Here is a 26,949-nt window from a genome sequence, read left to right as displayed (position 1 = left end):
CGGGGGCACTCTATTTTTCCGAGCGCTCTATTATAGTAGTCACTTTTTAATCACTGCGGTAAATCCGGCGTGGCGTTTATGCTTGGTAGCGGCGTGTTATTCGGCCAGTTCATCAACGATGAAATCAATCAGCGCCCTTACCGAAGGGGGGAGTCCTTGTCTGGAAGGGTAAAACGCGACAATCTTGTGTTGTTCCAATGTCCAGTCGTCGAGCAGCGTTTTCAGGCTGCCGTCGAGCAGTTCCTGGCGGGCTAATTTCAGCGGCAGGCAGCCAACACCGACGCCTTTTACGATCGATTCCTTGATCAGGCGAATGTCATCGCACACCATGCGCGACTCGTTGTTTATTTTGACTTCGCGATCGGCTTGTTGAAACGTCCAGGCGGCCTGAAGATGGGTCGATAACCACCCGACCGTTGGCAAACTGGAGAGATCTTCGGGCGTATTGATACTTTGGTACTGAATAGTTGCAGAGGGGGCGACCATAAATGCGGTGGGCACAGCGCAAATTCGACGCATCACCAAGTTGCTGTTTTTGGGCTCATCGGCGATGAGTTTTAATGAGAGGTCATACCCTTCAGAAATAATATCCACGTTGCGATTAAATATTTTCACATGCAAACTGACCTTAGGGTATTGCAGCATGAATTTCGCCAGGACTTCCGTTAGGCCAAGATCCAGGAGAATGTTTGAGCAGGTTAGTTTTATTTTTCCAGTGGGTTTTTCGCTTTTGTTAATAATGAGGCATTCCGCTTTCTCTGCGGTGCTAATCATCTGCAGGCAGTACTGATAATATTCTTTTCCTATATCGGTGACCATGAGGTTTCGCGTTGAACGCTGAATAAGTCTGACATTGAGCCTTTTTTACAAATTGGATATTCGTCTTGATAGCGTCGATTTGGGTATACCAAACTTCTTACTGGCGGAAAGAAATCCACCGCATTCAACTACTCTGGCAAACATAAACATCTCATTGAAATCTATCATATAAAGTTGACCTTCCCAGTGGTGAGATACTCATTCCCAATAATCGTTCTATTTACCCGGCTGGTTCATTGCTAGCCTGATGTCGGAGCGTTTGAAAGCATGCTACATGCTTGGAATGCATGGGGCGATCGGAATTTGATGATTTTGATGATAAAGGAGAAGGGAATGACTTTTAAATATAACCGATTAGATAAGGCACAGGCCGCCGTGTTATTAGTCGATCATCAGACGGGGCTACTGTCCCTGGTTAGAGATCAGGATCCGGATAAATTCAAAAATAATGTTTTGGCGCTGGCCGATCTGGCTAAATACTTCAATTTACCGACGATACTGACCACGAGTTTTGAAAACGGACCGAACGGCCCTTTGGTGCCAGAGCTAAAGCAAACTTTCCCTGACGCCCCCTATATTGCTCGTCCCGGCAATATCAATGCCTGGGATAATGAAGATTTCGTCAAGGCGGTAAAGGCCACGGGCAAGAAACAACTGATCATCGCCGGCGTGGTGACCGAGGTTTGCGTGGCGTTTCCTGCGCTCTCTGCGTTGGAAGAGGGGTATGAGGTTTTCGTCATCACCGACGCATCCGGCACGTTCAATGCGATTACGCGCGATGCGGCTTGGGATCGCATGTCCCAGGCCGGCGCGCAGCTGATGAGTTGGTTTGGCGCGGCGTGCGAATTGCACCGCGATTGGCGAAATGATATCGAAGGGTTGGGGAACCTGTTCTCTCAACATATCCCTGACTATCGCAATCTGATGACCAGCTTCAGTTTGCTGACCTCAGGTAAACAGTAACCCCGGCATCGCTGCATGATTTGGCGCCTTATGGCGCCATTTTTCCTCCCGCCGATCGTGCCGCAGCGGCCTCCGTGCCAGTTGTTTTCCGATAGTTGCCTCTTTCCCGCTTTTTGACTGACCCGGCGCAAATGTTACACTGTGCGGCTGACGCGTATCAGAACCGAAAAGACGATTGGGGACAGGATTTGAGCACAGGAAGCAAGCTGGCGAGGTGGCGCCGCATCGCGGTGTGTCTGACATTGGGGCTATTGTTGGCCGGGTGTTCGGGTAAAAATACCTACAACCGTGACTACGACAAACTGCCGAAGGGCAGCTACACCGGCAAGTCTTACACCGTCAAACGGGGCGATACGCTGTACTACATCGCCTGGATCACCGACAGCGAAGTCAGCGATCTGGCCAGAATCAACAAGATACGCCCGCCTTATAGCCTGGAAGTGGGGCAAAAGCTGCGGCTGAGCGGCAGCGCGCCGACCAAAACCGCCGCCACGCGCCGTAAAACGTCTTCCTCCGCGATCGCCAAGCAAACGCCGCCGCCGGGCGCCGCACGTTGCTGGCGCTGGCCGACCAGCGGCCGGATCGTGCAGGCGTACTCCAATGCCGATGGCGGCAACAAGGGCATCGACATCGCCGGTAAGCGCGGCCAGCCGATCTATGCTTCCGCCAAGGGTAAAGTGGTGTACGTCGGCAACCAACTGCGCGGCTACGGCAACCTGATCATGATTAAGCACGGCGAAGACTTTATTACCGCCTACGCGCACAACGACACCACGCTGGTGCGCAACGGCCAGGATGTGAAAGCGGGGCAGAAGATTGGCACCATGGGCAGCACCGGCACCGATTCGGTGTTCCTGCATTTCCAGATCCGCTACCGCGCCACCGCGCTCGATCCACAGCGCTATCTGCCGCCGCAGGGATCGTCGCCGTCCTGTTAACATTAATCCGGCTCCTTACGGGGCCGGATGTCAGCTATTTCAGTGGCAGATAAAGATCGGTCACCAGTTCATATTCCGCCACCTCGTGCACGAAGTTGTGGTAGTGGAAATAGAGCGGAAAGTCACGCAGCTCCTCGCCGCTGGCCGGCAACCACTCGCGGTACAGATAGTGGGCACTTTCCGAGAGCCCATCCAGCGAGCCGTGATGGCGCAGCACCGCGCAGCGTCCGGCCGGCAGCGTGCCGTTCACCACGCCAGAGGCGTTGTCCTCCGGGATCGGTGCAGTGACCTCGCCGCAAATGAAGAAGTGGAAGTCTTGCGCGTCGGTGGTGGCCGGATCGTGCGGTGCGATGCCGTAAGTGCGGCTGCTTCTGACCGGCGACAGGCCGCTGGTTTTGCGCCACTCGATAAAGCGTGCGGCGGTTTCGTTGACCAGCGCGGGCGGGCCGCTATGTTCGATCATCGCCACTGGCGTGGCCGGGAAATCGACAATGTCTACCTTCATGGGTTGTTTCCTTTTGTGTTTCGGCTCGGGAAAGCGCTGCTGCCAATCGATCCAGGCCGGCTGTTTGCGAAACTGGCTCGGCGTTTGGCTGAACGCCTGTTTGAAGGCGCGGCTGAAGGACTCCGGGTTTTGAAAACCGGCGTCCAGCGCGATGTCAATCACCGGCTCCAGCGGGTTATACGCCAGGCGGTAAGAGGCGCGTTTAAGCCTCATCCACTGGATATAACGCCACACCGAGATGCCGCAATACGCGCTAAACTGGCGTTGAAAGTGAAAGCGCGAAAAATGGGCCACTTCGCTCAGCGTGTCGACGGTAAGCGCCTCGTCCAGGTGGCGGTCGATATAGTCAAAGACCTGCGCAAAGCGCTTTGCATACGTCTGGGTCATGTGATTGTCTCCTCCATGCCTGAACTTTGCCCGAGTCGCTGCTGCTTCTCCTGACGGATGATGCTGAGTTGCCACCGCAGGAAAACGGAATGGCTGCGGCGTTCGCCGCCGGCCAGGCCAAACTCATAACCCCCGCGCGGCCATGCGCCGCGAGCCCGACCGAGAAGATGAATATTACATGATGGACCGTTCCCGTTTGCTGAAATTCCTACTGCCCTACCTGTGGCCGAAAGACAACCCGCGGCTGCGGGGGTATCTGGTGGTGGCCTTCGTGTTTATGGTGGCGGCCAAGGTCAGCACCACGCTGGTGCCGCTGGCCTACAAAGCGATGGTCGATGCGCTGAGCGGCGAGACGGCGAAAATGCTGGCGGTGCCGCTGGGGCTGATTATCGCCTACGGCGTGGCGCGGGTGGGCGGTGCGCTGTTTGAGGAGCTGCGCAACGTGATGTTTATCCACGTCAGCCAGAACGCCACGCGCCTCTTGGGCGTGCGGGTGTTTCGCCAGCTGCATGCGCTGAGCCTGCGATTTCATCTGGAGCGCCAGACCGGCGGGCTGTCGCTGTCTATCGAGCGCGGCACCCAGGCGGTGTCCACGGTGCTGTCGCGGCTGCTGTTCTCCATCGTGCCGATCCTGTTCGAACTCTCGCTGGTCACGGCAATCATGTGGCATATGCTGAACGGCTGGTTTGCGCTGGCGATCCTGACCACGGTCGGCTGCTACATTCTGTTCACCGTGCTGGCGGTGAGCTGGCGCACCCGTTTTCGCCGCGAGCTCAACAAGGCCAACGCCGACGCCAACAGCAAATCCATCGACAGCCTGCTGAACTATGAGACCGTGAAGTACTTCGGCAATGAAGCGTTCGAGGCCGAGCGTTTCGATCTGTCGCGCCGGCTGTACGAATACGCCGCCATCAAGAACCAATTCAGTTTTACCGCGATCAACCTGGGGCAAACCGCCATTATCTCGATCGGGCTGATCGTGATGATGGCCATGGCGGCACAGGGCATTACCCAGGGGACGATGACGGTCGGCGACTTCGTGCTGGTCAACGCCTACCTGCTGCAGCTGTATCAGCCGCTGAACTTCTTCGGCTTTATTTATTCCGAGGTGCGCCAGGCGCTGATCGACATGGAGAATATGTTCGATCTGCTGCAGGAAAAGCGTGAGATCGTCAATAGCCCGGATGCGCAGCCGCTGCGCCTCGATCGCGGCGAAGTGCGGTTCGACGCGGTCAGCTTCGGTTACGACACGCGCCGACCAATCCTCAAGCAGGTGAGTTTTACCATTCCGGCAGGCCACACGGTGGCGGTGGTCGGCGCCTCCGGCGCGGGCAAGTCCACGCTGTCGCGCCTGCTGTTCCGCTTCTACGACGTGCAGGGCGGCGCCATTACCCTCGACGGCCAGGACATTCGCCAACTGACCCAGGCCAGCCTGCGGCAGGCGATCGGCATCGTGCCGCAGGATACGGTGCTGTTTAACGATACGCTGCGCTACAACATCGGTTACGGCAAAACCGGCTCCAGCGATGAAGACATCGAGCGGGCGGCGCGGCTGGCGCATATCCATGATTTTATCGTCGGCCTGCCTGACGGTTACGACACCCGGGTGGGTGAGCGCGGGCTGAAGCTGTCGGGCGGTGAAAAGCAGCGGGTGGCGATCGCGCGCACCATCCTGAAAAATCCGGCCATCCTGGTGTTCGACGAGGCGACCAGCGCGCTGGATACCCAGACCGAGCGCGAAATCCAGGGGCATCTGCGCGAGGTGAGCCGCAACCACACCACGCTGGTGATCGCCCACCGGCTCTCCACCGTGGTGGATGCCGATGAGATCATCGTGCTGGAGGCGGGGGAGATCGTCGAGCGCGGGGGGCATGAGGCGCTGTTGGCGGCGAACGGCCGCTACGCTGCCATGTGGCAAACCCAGTACAGCGAAGAGCAGGAACCGCGCTGACGCTGCCGTTCACTCCGCCGATGGCGCGGCCCTGAGCCGTTGTATCACGTAGTCGCAGGCGATGCGGTAATCCTGCTGCAGATCGGTGTCATCCCCGGCCAGGCTACCGCGCAGCCAAAGCCCATCGATCATCGCCGCCAGCCCGCGCGCCGCGTCGCGCGCCTGCTGCAGCGGCAGCTCGCGGCGGAACTGGCTGCAAATATTGGAATAGAGCCGCCGATCGTTGGCGCGCTGTAGGCGGCGCAGCACCGGCTGGTGCATGCTGGCGGCCCAGAAGTCGAGCCAGGCGCGCATGGAAATAGCGTTGGTTTGGCTGGGGTGGAAGTTGCCCTGAATGATGGCGCACAGCTGCGACTGGCTGTCGCTTGCCGCCTGAGCGCGGCACTCGGCCACCGCGTCGCGCAGATCGCGCAGGATCTTGCGCATGGTCGCGCTCAACAATCCTTCTTTATCGCCAAAATAGTGGCTGACGATGCCGGTCGACAGCCCGGCCTCTTTCGCCACCTGAGAGAGGGTGACGCCGGCCAGCCCCACCACGCTGATGGTTTCGAAGGCGGCATTAATCAGCTGCTCCTTGCGCTGCTCAGGAATGTCTCTGCGGTACATATTTTCCCCAACTGATAGGCAAATCACACTTTGAATTTGATTGATTGAACGGTCAATCAATACTCTATATGCTGCGAAAATGTCAAATAAATGACGATAAGATGTTAACTGAAGGTTGCATTTAAATCGTCTGTCTTTCGCATCATGGAAGCCTGCCAATGACAATGAAAACTCCCCCATCGCTTGACGAAGAACCTGTCAGATTAAATGTCCCGGTATTTTTCGGTTCAGCGGCAGTGATCCTGCTGCTGGGATCGCTGATTGTGCTGTTTCCCGCCGCCAGCAAACAGTGGTTGAATGTCGCGCAAAGCTGGGTGGCCGATGTGTTCGGCTGGTATTACATGCTGCTGATGGTCGCCTGCATGGCGTTCGTGTTCTGGCTGGCGCTGTCGCGCTTTGGCCATATTCGCCTGAGCCAGGATGACGAGCCGCCGCAGTTCAGCTACCCCTCCTGGGTGGCGATGCTGTTCTCGTCGGGCATCGGTATTGCGCTGGTGTATTACGGCGCCTATGAGCCGCTGGATCACTTCCTGTCGCCACCGGAAGGCAGCGGCGGCAGCGTACAGGCGGCGCGGCAGGCGATGGCGCTGACCTTTTTACACTGGGGGCTGCACGGTTGGGCGCTGTATGCGTTGATCGCCACCGCGCTCGCCTATTTCGCCTATTGTCGCGGTTTGCCGCTGGCGCTGCGTTCGGCGCTGTACCCGATCTTCGGCGAGCGTATCCACGGTGGCGTCGGCCATCTGGTGGACAGCTTCGGCATTCTGGTGACGGTTATCTCGATGGTGACCAACCTGGGGATCGGCGCGCTGCTGGTGAACTCGGGGCTGTTTTACCTGTTCGACATCCCGCAAAGCACCGGCGTACTGCTGGCGCTGATCGTGGTGATGATGGTGGTGGCCACGCTGGCGGCGGTCACCGGCGTCGAGAAGGGCATTGCCATGCTGTCGAACATCAACGTCGGCTTCTTGTGCCTGCTGCTGCTGTTCGTGTTTCTGGCTGGCCCGACGCTGAACCTGCTCAACGGCATGTTGCAGAACCTCGGGGATTATCTGACCTCGCTCGTCAGCCGCAGCTTTGATATGTATCTGTACGGCAAGGCGCGCCAATGGCAGGGTGCCTGGACGCTGTTTTATTGGGCCTGGTGGGTGGCGTGGGCGCCGTTCGTCGGGCTGTTTATCGCACGCATTTCCAAAGGCCGCACCATCCGTGAACTGATCTTCGGCGTGTTGCTGATCCCGCTCGGGTTCACGCTGGCGTGGCTGTCGATCTTCGGCAATACCGCCATCAGCCTGGTGCTGGAAGGCGGGCAGGCGATCCTGGGGCAGGTAGCGCAAAGCGATCCGCCGATGGCGGTGTTCAAGCTGTTCGAATACCTGCCCTATACCCAGCTGACCGCCGGTTTCGTGGTGGTGATAAGCTTTGTGCTGTTCCTGACGCCGGTCGACTCCGGCACGCTGATGATAGCTAACCTCTCCTGCCAGGGCGGTTCCGCGCACGATGACGCGCCGGCCTGGCTGCGAGTGTTCTGGGCGGCGGTCACCACGCTGGTGTGCGCCGGGTTGCTGTACGCCGGCAGTTTCAGCGCGATGCAAACCGCGGTGGTGCTGTGCGGCCTGCCGTTCTCGGCGGTGATCGTGCTGTACATGGTCAGCCTGCGCAAGGATCTGCGCGGTTACGCCATGACGCCGGCGATCCCCTGAGGTGGTTTATTCGTCCGCGCGCGGCCGATGATGCACGTACTCGACAATCGTGCCGTCCGGCAGGCGCGCATTGAAACAGGCGCCGGTGGGCACTTCCACCGGGCCGAAGAAGATCTCGGCTCCGGCCGCCAGCAGCCGCTGGTGGTAAGGGTAAATGTCATCGACCAGCAGCGTGCCGACGGTGCTGCGAAAAGGGCGCAGGTTTTCTTCCGCGCCTTCCAGGATCAGAAACGGTCCTACCGCTGCCAGCACCAACCGATGCTCGGGAAAGTCGAAACGCATATCCGCTTCCACGCCGTGCAGTTGCTCGTAAAACGCGATGGCGCGGTCAATCTCGCCTTCGTCGACGTAGACCCGGATCAGCACGCGCGGCTCGCGCAGCGATGAAGAGTCGGCGGTTTTGCGCCAAAAGCCCGCTTCTGTCAGTTTTGCCGTCATTGCTCATTCCTCATGGTGGCTCGTTTCCCCGTCATCATGCCGCCGTTTGGCCGTAGGGATTAGACTGAGTTGTTATGAACTAGCAGCGGCGGAAATAAAAAAGCCCCGGTAACGGGGCAAAGACCAGCTCAGGTCGGAATAGCGGGCTAAAGCGGGCGTCAGGCGCGATGGAATTCCGGTAACACCAGTTGGCCGATCTCCTGCATCGTCTCTTCCAGCGGCCGCTGGTTGCGGCGGAAATGCAGGCCGATGTGGTTGACCCCGGCGTCACGCATGGCGCTCAGTTCCTGAATCAACCCATTGCGGCCGCTCTTGATGCCGAAGCGATGGCGCTGAATCGGCGCGTCGGCGTTATCTGTGAGGTCGAGATGAATAAAGCTGACGTAGGGTTTGTCACCGGCCACGTTACGCCAGAGTTTGACCCGCGAAACGTGGTCCGCAGGCGTGCCGGGATACGACAGCCAGCCATCCATATTTTTTCCCACCCACTCAGGCGTTTGTTGCGCCAGCCCGGCGACCAGCAGCGGCGGCGGCGGCGTGGCCGGCAGCAGGCGCAATCCAGGCTGGAGCGCGCTGTCGGCTTCCCCTTTGAGAATGCCGACGCTGGTGCGAAAGCGTTCACCGCGCGCGGCGTAATCGGCGCCGAACAGCGGGTATTCCACAGGGCGATCGCCGCTGGCGACGCCGAGCAGCAGACGATCGCCGCTCAGCGTTTGCAGCGTGGAAGCCGCTTTGCGTACCAGCCACGGCTGGCGCAGCGGCAGCACCACGGCCGCGGTGCCCAGCAGAATATTGCGCGTCAGGCTGGACAGGTAGCCGAGGTAGGTAAAGGTCTCAAACACCTGCGCGGCGTCGCCGAAGTCCGGATCGTACAGCGGCACGTCGCGAACCCAGGCGGCGCGAAAGCCGAGCTCATCGGCCAGCTTGATGCGCGCAGCGTGTTCGCTCATGTCCGGCACGCCGAACGGTCGCCCATCCTGCTGGCGTTTCAGCTGCCCGCTGGTGGACCAATCGTTGTCCAGCGGCAACTCGATGCCGATGGAAAGCGGCTCCCGGGTTAGTTTTTCGATGCTCATGTGTCACTCCGTCTCTGGCCTTGCGGCGCGGTGTCGAACGATGGCTCGAAGTGTTGCATGGCGCTTAATTGAGATAAACAGCCCTAATCGCAATAGATAATTGCTGTTGCGAGCATAATTACTTTGCAGGATACGGCATGATTGCCGTGATTTACGTCACGCTCTGCGCTTTTGTTATTGTCCAGATTAAATGATGTAATCCTGCCAATAGCCTTTCCCTCGTAAGAGTTACTTTGTTGTGTGGTAATAAAATAAAACGAAATGATTCAATAGATAAAAACGAATCCGAATGCTGCCTATCGTTAACTGAAAGGGGATAACAAATTAATAAACCTGAATAGTGAATGATGGGATTATTCGCAGATGGCGTGAAAATAGGCGTTTTTAACCGCGGGAAAATACCCGTTATTATTTTATTGTCTGTAAAAACAAAGTGATAAGATATCTGATTGTGATAATTCGATTTTAAAATAGTACCGGATAAAAACTTCATTCGTCTCTAAGAAAGCGCCGGTTGACAGACCGCCGGCTTGCGATAATTTTATGTCATTAATATGTTAATGAGTTGTTGTCGTGAAGGAGGGCCAATGTCTCTCTTGGCCGAGCGCTTAATACACTTATGCCATGGCGGGTCGCCATTCATAAGTTAACTTATGGACAAATGACGCTATGAATACATCGCCAGGGCCTCGCCGCGCATTAAGTGAAGAGAACCGGTTGCTGATTATTTTGTTTTTCGTCTTCGGCTGCGTGTTCGTCGATCGTCTGACCATCTCGTTTCTGTTTCCGATGATTGCCGCCGACCTCAAGCTCAGCAACGTGCATCTCGGCACGCTGTCGGCGGTGCTGGCATTGACTTGGGCGCTGTCTGGCGCGGGGCTGGGGGCGATAGCCGATCGCTTTAATATCCGCAAACCGATGCTGATCCTGTCGATCCTGGTGTTTTCGCTGTTCTCCGCGCTGTCGGGGTTGGTCAGCGGGTTTGCCATGCTATTGATCTTCCGGGCGCTGATGGGGATCGCCGAAGGGCCGGTTTTGCCGATCGCGCAATCGTTGATGGTGGAAAAATCGCAGCCGCAACGCCGCGGTTTCAACATGGGATTGATCCAGGGCGCGGCGCCGGGGCTGCTGGGCGGCATTATCGCGCCGCCGCTGATCATCTATCTGGCGCAGAAGTGGGGCTGGAGCATGGCGTTTCACCTGACCGCCGTGCCGGGCATCATTCTGGCGTGGTTGATCTATCGCCATGTGAACGGCAAAAAAGATCCCGCCTTTATCGCCGCGCCGGCGACCGGTAAGGCGGCGGGCAAAGCCGCTTACGGCGAGCTGTTCAAAATCAAGAACGTGGCGCTGTGCATTCTGATTTCCTGCGTGTTCGTCACCTGGTTCATGATCATCATTACCTTCACCCCTAACTTTTTGGTGACCGACCGTGGCTTCGGTGAAGGTACGATGGGCGGCATCATGAGCGCCATCGGCGCCGCCTGGGTCTTCTGGGGTGTGGCGGTACCGGCGATCTCCGATCGCCTTGGGCGCAAACCGACGCTGATTTTCTTTTCGCTGCTGGCGGTGTGCTGCCCGCTGTTCCTGAGCTACGTCGACAACCCGTGGCTGCTGGGCGTGCTGGTGTTCCTGTCTTATACCGGCCTCGGCTGCTTCACGCTGTTTATGGCCACCATCCCGTCTGAAACGGTATCGCCAGCCCGTATTGCCACCGCATTAGGGCTGGTGATGGGGATCGGCGAGGTGATTGGCGGCTGCCTGGCGCCGTTTATCGCCGGGCTGATCGCCGATCGCTATGGCCTGGTCAGCGTGATGTGGCTGGCGGCTGCCGGCGCGGTCTGCGCCGGCGTACTGAGCTGTTTTCTCGATGAAACTGCACCCGCGGTGGTGAGCCGCAGAACGGTGAAACCGGCGAGCGTCGCCGACGTGTAAGACGGTTTTATCCCATTCAATCAAGGAGAGCGAAGATGTCAGCAGAACAATCCGTACTGAATCAAAATGCCGAACCGGACTGGAAGAATTACGACGATTTCGCACGCGGCATCGACACCAACCGGCTGCCGGGCACCCAGGACTGGCGCGGCAAAACGTTGCAGATCGCCTTTGAAGACGGCGGGGACTTCACGCTGCGTTTCAGCGCCGATCGGCAACGGGTGCTCTGGGCCTGGGGCGGGGAGAGCGGCGAGGACGCTTACGAAGAGGTGCAAACCTCCGCCGCACGCTATTTCTTCAATATTCCGCTGCAGTCGCCGGGCAACGAATGCCTGACGCTGGTGCTCAACCGCGACAGCGGCCGGGCGCTGCTGGTGCGCAGCACGCTACTGCCTGAACATGCGGTAGAAAAGGGGTCTCGCCTCAAGCAAAGCTTCCACGTTGGGCTGATTGCAGGCGTCACGCCGGGCGGCATCGCACCGCATTTGACCCGCGAGCTGATCGGCTATCGCACGCTGAACGTCTACAGCCCCAACCATTACTACGAGCACTTCTACGTCAACACCGAGCGCTACGCCTGGCAAAACCTGCGCGGCGAACAGTTCGGCCACGGCGACATGGACTACGCCACTTACTACAAGTTTGAGGATGAGATGTTCCTGTTCACCTTCCGGGAAAAGATTATCCCGGTGTGCTCGGTGTTCTTCTTCGACTTTATCTCCGGACGCTGCACCGGCACCTTCCTCGGGCTGGACGCCGCCGGCCGGGTGCTGGTGTCACCGGCCGGGGCATTCATCAGCAAGATGAGCTACAACGCGTACCCGGAGGGCGTGCAGCCGCTGTGAATCAGGCGTTTCTGACCAGCGATCCGGCGTTGATCTCCGTGATGGATTTCGCGCCGGTGAGCGTCATAGCGACGCGCATTTCCTTGTCGATCAGATCCAGCAAGTTGGCCACCCCGGCTTCGCCCGCCGCCGCCAGCGCATAGACGAAGGCGCGCCCCAGCAGCACGCTGTCGGCGCCCAGCGCGATCATGCGCACCACGTCCAGGCCGCTGCGGATGCCGGAGTCGGCCAACAGGGTAATGTCGCCTTTCACTGCGTCGGCGATCGCCGGCATGGCGCGCGCGGTCGACAGCACGCCGTCCAGCTGGCGGCCGCCGTGGTTGGAGACGATGATGCCGTCGGCGCCGAAGCGCACCGCGTCTTTGGCGTCTTCCGGATCCAGAATGCCTTTGATGATCATCGGGCCGTCCCAGAATTCGCGGATCCACTCCAGATCTTTCCAGGAAATCGACGGATCGAAGTTGGCGCCCAGCCAGCCGATGTAGTCTTCCAGGCTGGTCGGTTTGCCGCGGTAGGCCGAGACGTTGCCCAGATCGTGCGGCTTGCCGAACAGGCCGACATCCCAGGCCCACTGCGGATGGGTAAACGCCTGCAGCACGCGGCGCAGGGCGGCGTTAGGGCCGCTCATCCCCGAGTGGGCGTCGCGGTAACGGGCGCCGGGCACCGGCATGTCGACGGTAAACACCAGCGTTTTCACGCCGGCGGCCTTGGCGCGCTCCAGTGCGTTGCGCATAAAGCCGCGATCTTTCAGCACGTAGAGCTGGAACCACATCGGCCGATCGATCGCCGGCGCTACCTCTTCGATCGGGCAGACCGACACGGTGGATAGCGTGAACGGAATGCCTTTTTTGGCCGCGGCACGCGCGGCCTGCACTTCGCCGCGGCGGGCGTACATGCCGGTCAGCCCCACCGGCCCCAGCGCTACCGGCATCGCCAGCTGCTCGCCGAACAGCGTGGTCTCCAGGCTGAGTTCGGACATATTGCGCAGCACGCGCTGGCGCAGGGCAATATCGGCCAGATCTGCGGTATTGCGCTTCAGCGTATGCTCCGCGTAGGCCCCGCCGTCGATGTAGTGAAACAGAAACGGCGGCAGTTTGGCCTGGGCGGCGGCCCGGTAGTCGGTTGACGCGGAGATGATCATAGTGTTTACCTTCTTGTCTTGCTTGCGATAACGAGTGTTCAGTCAGAGCGTGAGGATCGCTGCCATACCGGCCGCAATCCCGCCGTACGCCAGCATCGGCAGCACGGTCTTTCTGATGATTTTGCCTTCGGCGTTACCGATCCCGAGGATCGAACAGACCGCGATAATGTTGTTCAGGCACACCATGTTGCCCATGGCGCCGCCGACGGACTGCAGAGCCAGCGTCAGATTGATGTCAAGGCCGCTGCTCTGGGCGATCGATTGCTGAATACCGCCGAACGTCAGGTTCGAAACGGTATTGGAACCGGAGAAGAACGAGCCCAGCGCACCGAGGAACGAAGAGAACAGCAGCCAGCTCTCGCCGGTCAGCGCCGCCAACGCTTTCCCGATCAGGATCACCGGCGCGTTGTCGCCGCCCTGCATCATCAGGTTGACCATCACCAGCGCGCCGAAAAGCGCGATAAAGGGCCGCGCGATGCGCCCGCCGGTTTCGCTGAACATTTGCCGCACCTGGCCGCCATTCAGACGGAACAGCGGAATACACAGCACCACCACCAACAGGAACGGGATCAGCGCCGGGACATACAGCGTTTTGTAGCCGGCGGCGGCGGAGGTGCCCAGTACCTGCTGCAGTTCGACGATCAGCGCCTGACTAATGCGCAGCTCCCCGAGCCAGCCGAGGTTTTCCTGCCACAGCAGCGTGGTGTTGTTGAGCAGCGCCTTCAGGCCCAACTGATGCACGCGCGTCACTATCAGAATAGCAATCAGTAGCAGGGTCGGGGTCATGGCCTTGACCACCTGCAAGAACGGCACCGCCTGCCCGGCGTTCTGCAGTTTGTCGCTGCGGGCGAGACCGATGCCGCCGCGTGCCAGCAGCACCGAGAGCGCCAGGCCGATGGCGCCGCCGACCAGCGCCGGGAACTCATAGTTCACCTGGGCCAGCAGCAGATAGGGCAGGGTGCAGCTCAGCACGCTGAGCAGGATAAACGGCAGGTTACGGCGGATATCCTGCCAGGAAACGATAAAGCGCAGCGCCAGCAGAGGAATAACGAAGCCGGCGATGAAGTGGATCAGCGCGGTTTGCCGGCCGATCTCCAGCAGGCTGGCGTCCGACAGGCCGAGATTGGCAAAGCCGAACCAGGTGGGGGTGCCCACGGCGCCGAAGGAGACCGGTACCGAGTTCATTACAAGCGTCAGCAGGGCGACGCGCAGCGGGTTGAAGCCCAGCCCGACCAGAATCGGCGCGGCGATGGCGGCCGGGGTGCCGAAGCCGCTGGCACCCTCGATCATAAAGGCGAATGCCCAGCCGATAATCATCAGCTGAGCCACGGGATTGGGGCTGATGGTTTCCAGCCAGCGCCGCACCACGTTTTCCGCGCCGCTTACCTGCATCAGTTTGTTGAGCAGGATGGCGCCGGCGATGATGGTGATCGGCGTCAGCGTCGACACCAGCGCGGTGATGATATTCGCATGCAGCAGCCGCAGCGAGGCATCGAACCACAGGAGCTGTACGGCATACACCGCGGCGGCCGTCAGCGGCAGGGCGAGATAAGAGGGCACGCCATTCCTTTTGGTCATCATCCAAATCAGTAGGACGATGGGCGCAATACTAAAAAGCAGGGGCATAAGATCCTCAGGGTTATTATTTTTATGGGCAGAGATATGTAGCTGAAAGGTTAATTACCGCAACATTTTCATTCTAATCACAACGTTGGTGACGATGCCATGCGGTAATTTTTTAACATCGGCGAACGGCGTCGGCGGTGAGAAAATCGCCGGTAGAAGGGGTTAAATTAATTGATTTAAAATCAGTGTGATAGGGATCTTTGCTGTGTGATGAGTGCGCGAGCTCACATTAATTAGGCGCTAATGTTCAATAGATTATGTCCAAAAATGCCGTAATCCCCGCGGTCTTTTGCGGCAGCGGGGAAATAATCAGAGAGGACCATTCAGAAGTAGTGGCTGATATTTTGGTAGGAACCGATGATATGTTCGATCAGCAGGCGAGTTTTTAACGGCAGATTGCGGGTGTAAGGATAGACGGCGTAAATGCCCAATACCTTGCCGCAGTGGCCGGCCAGGATCTCCGTCAGTTTGCCGTCCTGCAAATCCTCATACACCATGCAGCGCGGCACCATGGCGATGCCGTGGCCGCCGATCACCGCTTTGCGGATCGCCCGCGCATTGTTGGCCGACAGGTTGCCGTTAACCTGCAGCTCGTAGATTTCGTTGCGCCCCGGCCGTTTCATCAGCCAGTTGGCGGTGCCGCTCTCCTGGTAGGTGTAGGTCAGGCAATTGTGGCCGAGCAGGTCTTCGGCGCTGCGCGGTTCCGGGTGGCTTTTCAAATAGCCCGGCGAGCAGACGATCACCCAGCGGGAATCGAAGATCGGCCGGGCAATCAGGCTCGAATCTGGCATAGTGCCGGTACGGATCGCCAGATCGATGCCTTCTTCCACCAGATCGACGAAGCGGTTTTCCAGCCGCATTTCGACCTTTAGACTGGGATGCAGTGCGCAAAACTCCGCCACGCTCTCGCTCAGCAGCAGCTCGCCCGAAATGGTCGGCACCGACATGCGGATGGTACCGGTTAATTCTTCGCTTTTTTCGCTGACGGCGTACAGTGCCTCCTGCACTTTGGCGCCGATCTCTTTGGCCTGTTGGTAGAGCGCCTGGCCGCTTTCGGTCAGCGTCAGGCTGCGCGTGGTGCGGTACAGCAGCCGGGCGCCCAGGGATTTCTCCAGCCGCCCGATGCGTTTACTGACCACCGAACTGGTGATGCCGGCGCTCTCCGCGGCCTTGCTGAACGAGCCGTAGTCGACAATCAGGGCGAACAGAATCAGGTCGTTGGCGTATTCGTGAGTGGCGAGCATAATCGGCTGTTCCCTTCAGCGGATAGAGGCGTCAGTGTAAGTCTCTCGTTTCAATAAGCAATCATCAAAATGCCCTTGGCGTCGAAATCAGAGGCTGCGCGAGCAATGAGAATTCGTCTTGATCTCATTCTCGTGCCGCTTACAATGCCTGCCAGATCGCGACTTCAGAGGTTTTTTCATGGAACTGCTACGGGTGGTTTATCACCAGTATCGTTGGCCATTTCTGGCGGTTATGGCATTGACCATGACCAGCGCCGGCTTAGGCATCGGTATTATTGCGTTTATCAATCAATACCTGATGGACGCCGGCGGCGATGCGTTGGCCGTACTGCCAATGTTTCTCGCCCTGCTGGCATTGCTGATGGCGGTCACGCTGGGATCGCAATTGGCGCTGACGACATTGGGCCATTACTTCGTCTACCGCCTGCGCGGGCAGTTAGTGAAGCGCATCCTGGATACCGATATTGAACGCCTTGAACAGTTAGGCAGCGCCTCATTGTTGGCGAGCCTGTCCAGCGATGTCCGCAATATCACCGTCGCCTTCGTGCGCTTGCCCGAACTGGTGCAAGGGGTGATTTTAACCTTGGGGTCGGCGGCCTATCTGGGGTGGTTATCGCCGAAAATGTTGGCGGTGACGGCGGTGTGGGTCGCCGTCACCGTGGTGGGCAGCGGCTGCCTGGTCTCGCGGGTTTATCGCCATATGGCCAGTTTGCGCGAGTCGGAAGAGCGTCTCTATCATCATTACGAATCGGTGATTGACGGTCGCAAGGAACTGACGTTAAACCGCAAGCGAGCGCAGGCGCTGTACGAACAGACCTATCAACCCGATGCGCAAGCTTACCGCCACCATATCATTCGCGCCGATACCTTCCATTTGAGTGCGCTCAACTGGTCAAATATCATGATGTTAGGCGCGATTGGGCTGGTGTTCTTTATGGCTAACAGCCTGGGATGGGCGGACTCGGCGGTGGCTGCCACCTATTCCCTGACGCTGCTGTTCTTGCGCACGCCATTACTGCAGGCGGTGGGGGCGTTTCCGACGCTGGTCAGCGCCGAAGTCGCCTTCAACAAGCTGAAGACGCTGCACTTGGCCGAGTACCAACCGGCGTTTCCTGTCGCCGCCTGCCGTTCCTGGCAGACGCTGGAGCTGCGTGACGTGGTTTTTCACTATGCAGATAAGGAACAGCAGCCCGGTTTTGCCGTCGGGCCGCTTAATCTGACGCTGCGGCGTGGCGAGCTGGTCTTTTTGATCGGCGGCAACGGCAGTGGCAAGTCAACGCTGGCGATGCTGTTGACCGGATTGTACCGACCGGTGAGCGGCCACATCGTGCTGGATGGCGTCGCCCAGACCGCGGCGGATATGCCGGACTACCGCCGGCTATTTTCGGCGATTTTCACCGATTTTCATCAGTTCGATCGTTTACAAGGGCCGGAAGGCGGTGAACCCGATGCGAAGCTGGTCGCCGCCTGGCTCGAGCGGTTGAATATGAAAAGCAAACTGCAGTTCGACGGCACCAGGGTGACCAATCCGCAACTGTCGCAGGGGCAGCGCAAGCGTCTGGCTTTGCTGCTGGCGGTGGCGGAACAGCGCGATATCTTGCTGTTGGATGAATGGGCCGCGGATCAGGATCCGCAATTCCGGCGCATTTTCTATCGTGAACTATTGCCAGAACTGCGTGCGCTGGGCAAAACGGTGTTTGCCATCAGTCATGACGATCACTATTTCGAATACGCCGATCGGTTGCTTGAGATGCGCTCGGGTCATTTACGTGAGCTGACCGGCAGCGAGCGTGAACATGCCAGCCGGGATTCCGTCAGCAGAATCGGTTAACTCACGCCGGCCCGGGCGAGACCAAAGCGGGCCGGTGCTTCTCTTCGTATGATCCCAGTATGTCGTTTCATTTTATCCCCCGCCTTTAGCGCTGTCTGTTGTCGATTTGGCTTACGGCCAGTCAAATAATTGATAGTTAAATTATTTACCAGTGGTTTAATTTTGATCTTTCAAGGTATGACACACTGCACGTTCGTTCGCCTATCAATTCAAGTTATCGCCTGCCGATAACAGTGATATCCACGGTGCCGTTCTTACCAGGGCGGTAATGCAGATCTATGGCTAGCAGCTGTTTTTTAAATTTCCATAGGAAAAAACGACTTTATCGATCGTTAAAACAGATCGATAATTAATGTTTGAATGGTTTAATCTATTGGTTGAGGGCGCTGTGGTGAGCAAGGATGGATCTGATATCAAACGTAGAGCATGGCTGTGTGTGTTTATCGGTAGCGGGCTATTCTGGCTGTTAACCGCCGCCGTGATTTACTGGTTACTGAGTTAGCAGGTTAAGCAGGAAGGCGATTCGTGAACAAAAAGCAGGCTAAAAACCGTGAGGGCGCTGAGCGTCGCGCACCGTCCAAAATTCCGCCGTCATGGGTGCTGAGCGATGAGCAGCGCGCCTTTATTGAAGATTTATGGCAGGACACCGACTCTGAGGCGGCGCGGCCCCCATCGCGCCGCAGCGTTAGCTGATCACGCGGCTGCGGCCGGCCAACGCGCCGAACAGCATTTGCAAGACGGTCAGGCACAGCAGGGCGATCAACGGCCAGCGCCAGCCTTCCGTCAGATCGTGCAGTAAGCCAAATAGGGTGGGCCCCAGCGCCGCTAACAGATAACCGACGGATTGCGCCATACCCGACAGCAGCGTCGCCTGATGATGATGCTGACTGCGCAATCCAAAGAACGACAGCGCCAGCACCAGCGAACTCCCCGCCCCCAACCCGGCAAACGTCAGCCACACCAGTGAACTGGCGGGTTGCACCAATAATCCCCCGACGCCGATGAAGATCAGCAGCGAGCTGCCCAACGCTATTGCCCGCTGATCGCGCGCACGCGGCAAAATCACCACCATGACAAAGTTGGCGACGATTGCCACCACCTGGTAAACGAACAGTTCGAAACCCGCCTGCTGAGCGGAGGTGCCGTGGCTGGCGGCAAAGGCGCTGAACCAGCCGATGATGGTGTAGAAGGCGATCGATTGCAGCCCCATGAACATCGCTACTTGCCAACCCAGTGCGCTGCCCCAGGGAGAGCGATAGCGTTGCAGCTCTGTTGGCTGCGGCTCTTTGGGGACGGGGGTGGCGGAGCGCCGCAGCTGCGGCAGCCACACCAACAGCGCCAGCAGCGCGGGCAAACCCCAACACAGCAAAGAGAACCGCCAGCCGAGGTTGGCCAGGGAGGCCAGTGGCACGGCCAGGCCGGAAGCGATGGCGGCAACCAGTGACATCACCGCCGCATAGGCAGCGATCATCGCGGCGGCGCGATGTGGGAAATCTCTTTTCACCAGCGTTGGCAGCACCACGTTGGCGAAGGCGATGGCGGCGCCGATCAGGACGCTGCCCGGCCAGAGCATGGCGTCTTGCGGCAGGGAACGTAGCACGATACCGCAGACCAGCAGCGCGAGGGCCAGGCCCAGGGTGCGCTCGATGCCGATGCGTTTCGCCAGCGCTGGGGTCAGCGGCGAGAGAACGGCGAACAGGATCAGCGGCAGTGAGTTGATCAGGCCGGCGGCGGTGGCGGACAACGCCAGCTGTTGCTGGATCTGCTCCAGCAGCGGGCCGACGCTGGTCAGGGCGGCGCGCAGGTTGGCCGCGATCAGCATAATGCCGACGATCAGCAAAATAGGGCGGTGTAACCGGCGACGCGGGGTCGCGGTGGATGAAGCGGGTTGCGGCATGGGTTCCTCGCACCAGGGCATGCAGTCAATCAGCGCTGCATGGCGTGATGCGTTGATTGACGTTAACGCTTACGTACCGACAAGGGGCCGATATCTGATCGCAAGTGTAGGGAAGATGGCTCGTACTGACAAGGGGATGGCCCGGCGGGATGGTGGCGGTTAATCCCCGCCGGCCGCAGGATAATTATCATTATGTGATCCTGGTCACTGAGTGAACTAAAAGTCATGGCGTGGGGCGCACCATGCGCCGCTTTCGCTTTCCGTGCAGCCCACGTCTCAGCGCTCCGGGGGGTAGCGCTCGTCATGGCATTTCATTTTTCTCCCATTCCACTTTTTGCTTTTCGATTCGTTTCGATTCGAAAGGTTTTTTGGCGGTTTTTTTGCTAAAACGGGGCTGTAAGCCCGATCACAATTTCATTGCTTTCGCTTTGCTGTAATGCCAGCGCAGTAGAGCGAAAGCCATCTTCTCCCCGGCGATGCCGGAAACCTGAGGACCGCAGCTCATGCCAGTGAATACCGCAAAGCGACGTGAACACATTATCGATCTGTTATGCGAGCACGGCAGCGTGCGCGTGGAGCAGCTCAGCAAACAGTTTGCGGTATCCACGGTGACGATCCGCAACGATCTGCGCTTTCTGGAACGAAAAGGGTGTGCGCTGCGCGCTTACGGCGGCGCAATGCTCAATCAGCAATTCGCTTTCGATCGGCCGTTGCGGGACAAAGGGCGGTTGAATCGCGACGTCAAAACGCTGATCGCCAATGCGGCGGCCGGCTATGTGCGCGATGGCGATGCGTTGATCCTCGATTCCGGTTCCACCACCGCGCAGATCGTGCCGTTCCTGAAGGGGCGGCGCGATCTGGTGGTGATGACCAATGCGCTGAACATTGCCTACGAGCTTTCGGGAAACGACGGGGTGGAAGTCATGGTGCTGGGGGGCAGCGTGCGCCGCAACTCTTACTCGCTCTACGGTCCGGCTGCCGAGCAGCAATTGCGTCAGTACCGCTTCGACAAACTGTTTTTGGGCGTCGACGGGTTCGATCTGAGCGCCGGCATCACCACGCCTCACCCCGGTGAGGCGCACCTCAATCGCGTGATGTGCGAGGTGGCACGCGAGATTATCGCGGTGGCGGATGCCAGCAAATTCGGTCGCAAGAGCTTTTGCATGATTCGCGAAGCCGGACAAATCCATCGGCTGATCACCGACAGCCGTCTTCCGGACGATTACGAGCGGGCGTTAACCGAGCTGGGCGTGGAGGTCATCATCGCCGATCGGTAGCAGGGCGCCTGCATGGGGGCTTCATGCAGCAGTTGTTACAGCTTGTCGAGCAGCACAAGGCCGGTATGCCGGTCGGGATCTTTTCCGTCTGTTCCGCCCATCCCTGGGTTCTGAAGGCCGCGCTGCGGCAGGCCAAAGCGCGCGGCACGCCGGTATTGGTAGAGGCGACGTCCAACCAGGTCAATCAGTTCGGCGGCTATACCGGCCAAACGGCGGCCCAGTTCCGCGATGCGCTGTGGCGCCTGGCGGATGAGGCTGGCCTGGCGCGCGAGCGCGTGTGGCTGGGCGGCGATCATCTGGGGCCCAACGCCTGGCAAGATCGCCCGGCTCAGGAGGCGATGGCGCTGGCGGAAACCTTGATCGACGATTACGTTCGCGCCGGATTTCGCAAAATTCACCTCGATTGTTCCATGTCGTGCGCCGGCGATCCCTCGCCCCTGGGGGATGCCACGGTCGCCGAGCGTGCGGCGCGCCTGTGCGCGGTGGCGGAGCGGGCCTGGGCACAGAGCGGCGGCGAAGCGCCGGTCTATGTGATCGGCACCGAAGTGCCGGTACCGGGCGGCGCGCAGGAGGCGCTGGCGGGTCTGCAGGTCACCACGCCGCAGGCGGTGGAGCAAACGCTGGAAACGCATCGTATCGCCTGGCAAAAAGCCGAGCTGAATGATGCCTGGCAGCGAACCATTGCGCTGGTGGTGCAGCCGGGCGTCGAGTTCGATCACCACAGCGTTGAGCATTACCAGCCGCAGCGTGCCGACGCATTGAGCCATTTCATCGAACGGCAGCCGGGCATGATCTATGAAGCGCACTCTACGGATTACCAACCGCCGCAGGCCTACCGCCAATTGGTGCGCGATCACTTCGCCATCCTGAAGGTGGGGCCGGCGCTGACCTTCGCGCTGCGCGAAGCGCTGTTCGCCCTCGATCGCATCGAACGCGAATGGCTGGGGGAACGCCAGTCGGCGCAGCTGTGCGCCACGCTGGAGCAGGTGATGCGCGAGCAGCCACAGCAGTGGAGCCGCTATTACCACGGCACGCCGCACCAGCAGTATCTCGATCGCCACTACAGCCTGAGCGATCGGGTGCGTTACTACTGGCCGCAGCCGCAGGTGCAGCAGGCGGTCGACGGTTTGCTGGACAACCTGCGCCGCAGCCCGGTGCCGCTGGCGCTGCTCAGCCAGTACCTGCCGGATCAGGCGCGGGCGCTGAATGCCGGCGAATTGAGCGCCGATCCGCAGGAGTGGGTGCTGCATAAAGTGACGCAGGTGCTCGACGATTACCACGCCGCCTGTTACCCGGAGGGCCGCTGACATGCCGAATATTTTAATGACCCGCATCGACAATCGCCTGGTGCACGGCCAGGTGGGGGTGACCTGGACCAATACCCTCGGTGCCAACCTGGTGGTGGTGGCCAACGATGAGGCCGCCGCCGATCCGGTGCAGCAGAACCTGATGGACATGGTGGTGGCGGAAGGGGTGCAGACCCGCTACTTCACGCTGCAGAAAACCATCGACGTGATCCACAAGGCGGCGGATCGGCAGAAGATTTTTCTGGTGTGCAAAACACCGCAGGACGTGTTGACGCTGGTGCGCGGCGGGGTGCCGATCCGTTTCGTCAACGTCGGCAATATGCACTTCGCCGAGGGGAAGCGGCAGGTGCACAAAACGGTGTCGCTGGACGACGGCGACGTGGCCGCGTTTCGCGCGCTGGCGGCGCTGGGCGTGGAGTGCGAAGTGCGCCGGGTGCCAGATGAAGCGGGTGAGGCGATCGGCAAACTGCTCTTTTGAGCCTGGGGGAAAGCATGTTGACGGATGCGTTATTGATTGCGCTGTTGGCCGGGCTGGCGGGGGTTGACCTGTTCGACGGTCTGACCCACTTCCACCGGCCGGTGGTGATGGGGCCGCTGGTGGGGCTGATTTTGGGCGACGTTTACACCGGGTTGCTGGTGGGCGGCACGCTGGAGCTGGTGTGGATGGGGATGGTGCCGCTGGCGGGCGCCCAACCGCCTAACGTGGTGATTGGCGGGGTGATCGGCACCGCCTTCGCCATTCTGACCAAGGCCGATCCTAAAGTGGCGATCGGCGTGGCGGTACCGTTCTCGATTGCGGTACAGGGTTGCATCACGCTGCTGTTTACGCTGTTCTCGCCGATGATGCACCGCTGCGATCGCATGGTGAAAGAGCTGAACTGGCGCGGCATTGAGCGGGTGAATTACCTCGGCATCAGCATCCTGTTCATCTTCTATTTCGTGGTGGCGTTCCTGCCGATTTACTTCGGCGCCGATGCGGCCAGCGCCATGGTGCAAAAGGCGCCAGGTTGGCTGCTGGACGGGCTGGCGGTGGCGGGCGGCATGATGCCGGCGATCGGCTTCTCGCTGCTGATGAAGGTGATGATGAAAAAAACCTACGTGGCCTATTTTATCCTTGGCTTCATCTCGGTCACGTTCCTCAAGCTGCCGATCCTGGCGGTGGCGCTGGGTGCCCTGGCGATCGCCCTGATCGACTTCTTCAACACGCAACGCGGCGCGGCAGAGGCGACGGCCCGGCACGCTCCGCAGGAGGACGCCGAAGATGGCATTTAACGATTCCGACGATCTGCTGGCGCAAAAGGCCGAGCAACGCATGGCGCAGGCGCTGGCCACCAGCCAGGTGGAGCAGGACGACTATCTGGACAGCCAGCCCGCCGAAGCGCTGACGCGCGGCGACATCAACCGCATGGCCTGGCGTTCGCTGCTGTTGCAGGCGTCGTTCAACTATGAACGCATGCAGGCCGGCGGCTGGCTGTATCAGCTGATCCCCGGGCTGCGCAAGATCCACCGCAACCCGCAGGATCTGGCCAACTCGATGAAGATGCACATGGAATTTATCAACGTGCACCCGTTCGACGTCACCTTCCTGTCGGGCCTGGTGCTGGCGATGGAGCAGAACAAGGAGAAAATCTCCACCATTCGCGCGGTGAAAGTGGCGCTGATGGGGCCGCTCGGCGGCATCGGCGACGCGCTGTTTTGGCTGACGCTGCTGCCGATTTGCGCCGGGATAGGCGCTTCGTTGGCGCTGGAAGGGAGCCTGTTCGGGCCGATCGTCTTCCTGCTGCTGTTCAACCTGTTCCACTTCGGCCTGCGTTTTGGGCTGGCGCACTACGGCTATCAGGCCGGCACCAGCGCGCTGGCGCTGTTGAAGACCCATACCCGGCGCATTTCTCACGCCGCGTCGATCGTCGGCATGACGGTGATCGGCGCGCTGGTGGCCTCGTATGTACACCTGTCCACGCCGCTGGTGATGCATGCCGGCAAGGCCAGCGTGGCGTTGCAGACCGACGTGCTGGACAAGTTGATGCCCAATTTATTGCCGCTGTGTTTCACGCTGCTTATTTTCTTCCTGATGAAGCGCGGATTCTCACCGGTGAAGCTGATAGGCGTCACCGTAGCGATTGGCGTAGTGGGCAAATTTATCGGCATTTTGTGAGGAGCGAGCTATGCCAGGCATTGTGATTACCGGCCACGGCGGTTTTGCCACCGGGCTGTTGCAGGCGGTGGAACAGGTGGTGGGGCCGCAGCGGTACTGCACGGCGGTTGATTTCCCCGAACAGATGAGTACCGCGCAGCTCAGGGACGCCCTACGCTCGGCGCTGGCTGCGGTGATGCAGCCGGACGGCGTGGTGTTCCTGACCGATATGCTCGGCGGTTCGCCGTTTCGCAGCGCCTGCGAACTGGCGGATGAGCAGGGCGATTGCGAAGTGCTCACCGGCGTCAATATGCAGCTGGCGGCGGAAATGATGCTGGAGCGCGACGGGTTGAGCCTGGATGAGTTTCGCGAGGTGGCGCTGGCGTGCGGCAAACGGGGCCTGACCAGCCTGTGGCATGAGCGCCACCGAGTGAAGTGCGAAGACGTGCAGACCGACGGCATCTGAACGAACGCCGGGCGCGATAGCGCCCGGCTCTGCGGGTTATACCGGCAGCGGGCTCAGCGCCAGGCGCGCCGGTTGATCTTCGCTGCGGCTGAAGCGCCAGCAGGTCTGGTGGTACTTCGCCACGCTGTTGCGGTGCGCCACGCTGATCAGCGTCACGTCCGGCAGTTCATCCACCAGCAGGCAGTACATCAGTTGCTCGGTTTCGTCGTCCAGCGCGCTGGTGGCTTCGTCGAGGAACAGGATGCTCGGGCGAATCAGCAGGGCGCGGGCGAACGCCAGCCGCTGTTGCTCGCCCGGCGACAGGCGGTGGCTCCAGTTGGCGGCGGTATCCAGCCAGCGCTGCAGGTGCTTCAGGCGGCAGTTTTCCAGCACCCGCATCAGCTGCTCGTCGCTGTATTGTGTCGCCTGGCTCGGGTAGCTCAGCGCCTCGCGCAGCGTGCCGATCGGAATGTAGCTGCGCTGCGGCAGGAACAGGGTATTGGCGTTGGCCGGCAGCCCGATGGCGCCCGCGCCGTAAGGCCAAATGCCGGCGATGGCCCGCAGCAGCGTCGACTTGCCGCAGCCGGAAGGGCCGACGATCAGCAGGCGATCGCCGCGTTGCAGCGTCATCTTGGCGCCGGCCAGCAGCGGCTGGCCGTCGGGTAAGTTCAGGCTGAGATTATCCAGCGTTAACGGATGGGCGGCCTCTTCCCGCAGCTGAATGCCGCGCGGCTGATGGTGAACCTGATCGACGGCGGCGTTGAAGCCGGCCAAACGGTTAACGCAGGCTTTCCAGGTCGCCAAGTCGTTAAACGCGTCGATAAACCACGACAGCGCCCCCTGTACCTGACCGAAGGCCGAGGCGATCTGCATCAGGCCGCCCATCTGAATGGCGCCGGAGAAATAGCGCGGCGCGGCCACCAGCAGGGGAAACACGATGGCGAACTGGCTGTAGAAGTTGGTGGCAATGTTCAGCCGCCGGGTGATGCGCATAATTGCCCACCAGTTGCTGCGAATGGTGTCAAAACGATCGCCTAGCTGCTGTGCCTCGCGCGGTTCGCCGTGGTACAGCGCGATGGCGTCGTTGTTTTCGCGGATGCGGATCAGGCCGAAACGGAAGTTCGCCTCGTACCGTTCCTGGTTGAAGCCCAGCATGACCAGCGGTTTGCCGACCCACCAGATCAGCAGCGATCCCAGCACCGCATACAGCAGCGCGAACCACACCATATAGCCGGACAGCGTGATGGCGTGCTGACCGAGCGCGAAGGTCATCGGCCCGCTGACGTGCCATAAAATGTCGATAAAGGAAAACAGCGTCACCAGGCTGGAGAGCAGCCCGAGTGACAGCGACAGGGTATATTGGGTCAATACGTTGAGATCTTCCGCGATACGCTGATCGGGGTTATCGACGATCTGTTGCTGCTCGGTGTGATAATACGCCTGGTGCGCCAACCACTTCCCCATGAACTTTTCCGTCATCCAGCGCCGCCAGCGCATCTGGAGCCCCTGGGTGAGGTAGATCTTGTAGACCGCCAACACGATAAAAATCAGCGCCAGATAGGTAAAGCGCCACAGCTGCGTCTTGAATACCGGGTAATTTTTGTTCTGCAACGCATCGTAGAACACCTGGTTCCACTGGTTGATCAGCACGCTGATATAGACCAGGCCGAGTGACAGGATGACGATGGCGATCAGCATCATCCAGGCGCGCCATCGTTCCTCCGACACCCAAAAGGGTTTGATCAGCTGCCACACGGCGTGTTTCTGCAAGGGGGTTGCGTTCATAACGGCTCGATAATTGCGGTATTTCGTTCAGCATGGGCTGCGGGCCGGTAACAAACAAACCGTGACTGTAAGCAGTTTTAACTCCGCTAACCGTTT

At 59.6% G+C, this 26,949-nt stretch carries 25 protein-coding genes; 14 read left to right on the top strand and 11 right to left on the bottom strand.

Annotation, left to right across the window (positions count from 1 at the left end; genetic code table 11):
- Positions 1-96: 96 nt before the first annotated feature.
- Together ACJ8HA_RS19395 and ACJ8HA_RS19390 are read right to left on the bottom strand one after the other, a co-directional pair.
- Positions 97-819 (bottom strand): LysR substrate-binding domain-containing protein, encoded by a 723-nt coding sequence (locus ACJ8HA_RS19395; protein ID WP_442515455.1) that lies wholly within the window; start codon positions 817-819, stop codon positions 97-99.
- 45 nt (positions 820-864) lie between these two features.
- Complete coding sequence (locus ACJ8HA_RS19390) at positions 865-963, bottom strand: LysR family transcriptional regulator (RefSeq protein ID WP_442515454.1); 99 nt, start codon at positions 961-963, stop codon at positions 865-867.
- 189 nt (positions 964-1,152) lie between these two features.
- Here ACJ8HA_RS19390 and ycaC point away from each other — a divergent pair, with 189 nt between their 5' ends.
- Entirely contained in the window at positions 1,153-1,782 is a 630-nt protein-coding gene (ycaC, locus tag ACJ8HA_RS19385; protein ID WP_025304103.1) for an isochorismate family cysteine hydrolase YcaC, read from the top strand.
- Positions 1,783-1,970: 188 nt separating this feature from the next.
- Positions 1,971-2,720 (top strand): amidase activator ActS, encoded by a 750-nt coding sequence (actS, locus tag ACJ8HA_RS19380; RefSeq protein WP_025304102.1) that lies wholly within the window; start codon positions 1,971-1,973, stop codon positions 2,718-2,720.
- Positions 2,721-2,754: 34 nt separating this feature from the next.
- On the opposite strand, the gene ACJ8HA_RS19375 is transcribed toward actS, so the two are convergent.
- Positions 2,755-3,612, bottom strand: coding sequence for an AraC family transcriptional regulator (locus ACJ8HA_RS19375; protein WP_043142553.1), 858 nt, complete (start codon positions 3,610-3,612; stop codon positions 2,755-2,757).
- 181 nt (positions 3,613-3,793) lie between these two features.
- Between ACJ8HA_RS19375 and ACJ8HA_RS19370 the strand changes: the two genes are divergently transcribed.
- On the top strand, positions 3,794-5,563 hold the full coding sequence (locus tag ACJ8HA_RS19370; RefSeq protein ID WP_442515463.1) for an ABCB family ABC transporter ATP-binding protein/permease: 1,770 nt from the start codon (positions 3,794-3,796) through the stop codon (positions 5,561-5,563).
- A 9-nt stretch (positions 5,564-5,572) separates the two neighbouring features.
- Here the strand turns inward: ACJ8HA_RS19370 and betI are convergent, their stop codons facing one another.
- Positions 5,573-6,169, bottom strand: coding sequence for a transcriptional regulator BetI (gene betI, locus ACJ8HA_RS19365; RefSeq protein ID WP_025304099.1), 597 nt, complete (start codon positions 6,167-6,169; stop codon positions 5,573-5,575).
- Positions 6,170-6,327: 158 nt separating this feature from the next.
- Here betI and ACJ8HA_RS19360 point away from each other — a divergent pair, with 158 nt between their 5' ends.
- Positions 6,328-7,872: a BCCT family transporter gene (locus ACJ8HA_RS19360; protein ID WP_025304098.1), complete on the top strand. Its 1,545-nt coding sequence runs from the start codon at positions 6,328-6,330 to the stop codon at positions 7,870-7,872.
- A gap of 6 nt (positions 7,873-7,878) precedes the next feature.
- Here the strand turns inward: ACJ8HA_RS19360 and ACJ8HA_RS19355 are convergent, their stop codons facing one another.
- Both ACJ8HA_RS19355 and ACJ8HA_RS19350 read right to left on the bottom strand, forming a co-directional pair.
- Positions 7,879-8,310: a VOC family protein gene (locus tag ACJ8HA_RS19355; protein WP_049206127.1), complete on the bottom strand. Its 432-nt coding sequence runs from the start codon at positions 8,308-8,310 to the stop codon at positions 7,879-7,881.
- 158 nt (positions 8,311-8,468) lie between these two features.
- Positions 8,469-9,386, bottom strand: coding sequence for a TIGR03571 family LLM class oxidoreductase (locus ACJ8HA_RS19350; protein WP_025304096.1), 918 nt, complete (start codon positions 9,384-9,386; stop codon positions 8,469-8,471).
- 669 nt (positions 9,387-10,055) lie between these two features.
- Here ACJ8HA_RS19350 and ACJ8HA_RS19345 point away from each other — a divergent pair.
- Both ACJ8HA_RS19345 and ACJ8HA_RS19340 read left to right on the top strand, forming a co-directional pair.
- Positions 10,056-11,321 (top strand): MFS transporter, encoded by a 1,266-nt coding sequence (locus ACJ8HA_RS19345; protein ID WP_049206126.1) that lies wholly within the window; start codon positions 10,056-10,058, stop codon positions 11,319-11,321.
- Positions 11,322-11,356: 35 nt separating this feature from the next.
- Positions 11,357-12,166, top strand: a complete 810-nt coding sequence (locus ACJ8HA_RS19340; RefSeq protein WP_038629879.1) for a MoaF C-terminal domain-containing protein — start codon at positions 11,357-11,359, stop codon at positions 12,164-12,166.
- 1 nt (position 12,167) lies between these two features.
- On the opposite strand, the gene lldD is transcribed toward ACJ8HA_RS19340, so the two are convergent.
- From lldD to ACJ8HA_RS19325, 3 genes are all read right to left on the bottom strand, one after another.
- Complete coding sequence (gene lldD / locus ACJ8HA_RS19335; RefSeq protein WP_025304093.1) at positions 12,168-13,307, bottom strand: FMN-dependent L-lactate dehydrogenase LldD; 1,140 nt, start codon at positions 13,305-13,307, stop codon at positions 12,168-12,170.
- A 42-nt stretch (positions 13,308-13,349) separates the two neighbouring features.
- Complete coding sequence (locus ACJ8HA_RS19330) at positions 13,350-14,933, bottom strand: L-lactate permease (RefSeq protein ID WP_380827949.1); 1,584 nt, start codon at positions 14,931-14,933, stop codon at positions 13,350-13,352.
- 323 nt (positions 14,934-15,256) lie between these two features.
- Positions 15,257-16,177 (bottom strand): LysR family transcriptional regulator, encoded by a 921-nt coding sequence (locus ACJ8HA_RS19325; RefSeq protein WP_025304091.1) that lies wholly within the window; start codon positions 16,175-16,177, stop codon positions 15,257-15,259.
- 178 nt (positions 16,178-16,355) lie between these two features.
- Here ACJ8HA_RS19325 and ACJ8HA_RS19320 point away from each other — a divergent pair, with 178 nt between their 5' ends.
- Positions 16,356-18,008 (top strand): multidrug ABC transporter permease/ATP-binding protein, encoded by a 1,653-nt coding sequence (locus tag ACJ8HA_RS19320; RefSeq protein WP_025304090.1) that lies wholly within the window; start codon positions 16,356-16,358, stop codon positions 18,006-18,008.
- A gap of 388 nt (positions 18,009-18,396) precedes the next feature.
- A complete protein-coding gene (locus tag ACJ8HA_RS19315) occupies positions 18,397-18,510 on the top strand; it encodes a YmiA family putative membrane protein (protein WP_049232362.1) in 114 nt (37 codons plus the stop codon).
- A gap of 183 nt (positions 18,511-18,693) precedes the next feature.
- Here ACJ8HA_RS19315 and ACJ8HA_RS19310 read toward each other — a convergent pair whose 3' ends face one another.
- A complete protein-coding gene (locus ACJ8HA_RS19310) occupies positions 18,694-19,905 on the bottom strand; it encodes a CynX/NimT family MFS transporter (RefSeq protein WP_043139780.1) in 1,212 nt (403 codons plus the stop codon).
- Positions 19,906-20,408: 503 nt separating this feature from the next.
- Between ACJ8HA_RS19310 and agaR the strand changes: the two genes are divergently transcribed.
- From agaR to agaF, 6 genes are read left to right on the top strand one after another with little or no spacing between them, the layout of a single operon-like run.
- On the top strand, positions 20,409-21,182 hold the full coding sequence (gene agaR / locus ACJ8HA_RS19305) for a transcriptional repressor AgaR (RefSeq protein WP_004931804.1): 774 nt from the start codon (positions 20,409-20,411) through the stop codon (positions 21,180-21,182).
- Between the two features lie 23 nt (positions 21,183-21,205).
- Positions 21,206-22,489: a D-tagatose-bisphosphate aldolase, class II, non-catalytic subunit gene (locus tag ACJ8HA_RS19300; RefSeq protein WP_308379655.1), complete on the top strand. Its 1,284-nt coding sequence runs from the start codon at positions 21,206-21,208 to the stop codon at positions 22,487-22,489.
- A gap of 1 nt (position 22,490) precedes the next feature.
- The gene (agaV, locus tag ACJ8HA_RS19295; protein WP_019455696.1) at positions 22,491-22,967 is read left to right on the top strand and encodes a PTS N-acetylgalactosamine transporter subunit IIB; all 477 of its coding nucleotides are present in this window, start codon (positions 22,491-22,493) and stop codon (positions 22,965-22,967) included.
- A 14-nt stretch (positions 22,968-22,981) separates the two neighbouring features.
- Positions 22,982-23,761 (top strand): PTS N-acetylgalactosamine transporter subunit IIC, encoded by a 780-nt coding sequence (gene agaW, locus ACJ8HA_RS19290; RefSeq protein ID WP_197765207.1) that lies wholly within the window; start codon positions 22,982-22,984, stop codon positions 23,759-23,761.
- Positions 23,751-24,644, top strand: coding sequence for a PTS system mannose/fructose/sorbose family transporter subunit IID (locus ACJ8HA_RS19285; RefSeq protein WP_025304087.1), 894 nt, complete (start codon positions 23,751-23,753; stop codon positions 24,642-24,644). Before agaW ends, ACJ8HA_RS19285 begins: the two co-directional genes overlap by 11 nt.
- A gap of 10 nt (positions 24,645-24,654) precedes the next feature.
- Entirely contained in the window at positions 24,655-25,089 is a 435-nt protein-coding gene (agaF, locus tag ACJ8HA_RS19280; RefSeq protein ID WP_346412238.1) for a PTS galactosamine/N-acetylgalactosamine transporter subunit IIA, read from the top strand.
- Positions 25,090-25,125: 36 nt separating this feature from the next.
- Here agaF and ACJ8HA_RS19275 read toward each other — a convergent pair whose 3' ends face one another.
- Entirely contained in the window at positions 25,126-26,853 is a 1,728-nt protein-coding gene (locus tag ACJ8HA_RS19275; protein WP_346412237.1) for an ABC transporter ATP-binding protein/permease, read from the bottom strand.
- Positions 26,854-26,949 lie beyond the last annotated feature (96 nt).

Origin of the sequence: Serratia sp. CY33802 (assembly GCF_052169095.1) — a bacterium.
Taxonomy (GTDB): Bacteria; Pseudomonadota; Gammaproteobacteria; order Enterobacterales; family Enterobacteriaceae; genus Serratia; species Serratia bockelmannii.
Note: the sequence above shows the minus strand (reverse complement) of the source record. Positions and strands in the feature narration are given on the sequence as shown.

What these genes read in the sequence shown, in the direction of transcription:
- ACJ8HA_RS19395 (WP_442515455.1), bottom strand. Translation starts at nt 819, where the DNA reads ATGGTCACCGATATAGGAAAAGAATATTATCAGTACTGCCTGCAGATG.
- ACJ8HA_RS19390 (WP_442515454.1), bottom strand. Translation starts at nt 963, where the DNA reads ATGTTTGCCAGAGTAGTTGAATGCGGTGGATTTCTTTCCGCCAGTAAG.
- ycaC (WP_025304103.1), top strand. Translation starts at nt 1,153, where the DNA reads ATGACTTTTAAATATAACCGATTAGATAAGGCACAGGCCGCCGTGTTA.
- ACJ8HA_RS19375 (WP_043142553.1), bottom strand. Translation starts at nt 3,612, where the DNA reads ATGACCCAGACGTATGCAAAGCGCTTTGCGCAGGTCTTTGACTATATC.
- ACJ8HA_RS19370 (WP_442515463.1), top strand. Translation starts at nt 3,794, where the DNA reads ATGGACCGTTCCCGTTTGCTGAAATTCCTACTGCCCTACCTGTGGCCG.
- betI (WP_025304099.1), bottom strand. Translation starts at nt 6,169, where the DNA reads ATGTACCGCAGAGACATTCCTGAGCAGCGCAAGGAGCAGCTGATTAAT.
- ACJ8HA_RS19360 (WP_025304098.1), top strand. Translation starts at nt 6,328, where the DNA reads ATGACAATGAAAACTCCCCCATCGCTTGACGAAGAACCTGTCAGATTA.
- ACJ8HA_RS19355 (WP_049206127.1), bottom strand. Translation starts at nt 8,310, where the DNA reads ATGACGGCAAAACTGACAGAAGCGGGCTTTTGGCGCAAAACCGCCGAC.
- ACJ8HA_RS19350 (WP_025304096.1), bottom strand. Translation starts at nt 9,386, where the DNA reads ATGAGCATCGAAAAACTAACCCGGGAGCCGCTTTCCATCGGCATCGAG.
- ACJ8HA_RS19345 (WP_049206126.1), top strand. Translation starts at nt 10,056, where the DNA reads ATGAATACATCGCCAGGGCCTCGCCGCGCATTAAGTGAAGAGAACCGG.
- ACJ8HA_RS19340 (WP_038629879.1), top strand. Translation starts at nt 11,357, where the DNA reads ATGTCAGCAGAACAATCCGTACTGAATCAAAATGCCGAACCGGACTGG.
- lldD (WP_025304093.1), bottom strand. Translation starts at nt 13,307, where the DNA reads ATGATCATCTCCGCGTCAACCGACTACCGGGCCGCCGCCCAGGCCAAA.
- ACJ8HA_RS19330 (WP_380827949.1), bottom strand. Translation starts at nt 14,933, where the DNA reads ATGCCCCTGCTTTTTAGTATTGCGCCCATCGTCCTACTGATTTGGATG.
- ACJ8HA_RS19325 (WP_025304091.1), bottom strand. Translation starts at nt 16,177, where the DNA reads ATGCTCGCCACTCACGAATACGCCAACGACCTGATTCTGTTCGCCCTG.
- ACJ8HA_RS19320 (WP_025304090.1), top strand. Translation starts at nt 16,356, where the DNA reads ATGGAACTGCTACGGGTGGTTTATCACCAGTATCGTTGGCCATTTCTG.
- ACJ8HA_RS19310 (WP_043139780.1), bottom strand. Translation starts at nt 19,905, where the DNA reads ATGCCGCAACCCGCTTCATCCACCGCGACCCCGCGTCGCCGGTTACAC.
- agaR (WP_004931804.1), top strand. Translation starts at nt 20,409, where the DNA reads ATGCCAGTGAATACCGCAAAGCGACGTGAACACATTATCGATCTGTTA.
- ACJ8HA_RS19300 (WP_308379655.1), top strand. Translation starts at nt 21,206, where the DNA reads ATGCAGCAGTTGTTACAGCTTGTCGAGCAGCACAAGGCCGGTATGCCG.
- agaV (WP_019455696.1), top strand. Translation starts at nt 22,491, where the DNA reads ATGCCGAATATTTTAATGACCCGCATCGACAATCGCCTGGTGCACGGC.
- agaW (WP_197765207.1), top strand. Translation starts at nt 22,982, where the DNA reads ATGTTGACGGATGCGTTATTGATTGCGCTGTTGGCCGGGCTGGCGGGG.
- ACJ8HA_RS19285 (WP_025304087.1), top strand. Translation starts at nt 23,751, where the DNA reads ATGGCATTTAACGATTCCGACGATCTGCTGGCGCAAAAGGCCGAGCAA.
- agaF (WP_346412238.1), top strand. Translation starts at nt 24,655, where the DNA reads ATGCCAGGCATTGTGATTACCGGCCACGGCGGTTTTGCCACCGGGCTG.
- ACJ8HA_RS19275 (WP_346412237.1), bottom strand. Translation starts at nt 26,853, where the DNA reads ATGAACGCAACCCCCTTGCAGAAACACGCCGTGTGGCAGCTGATCAAA.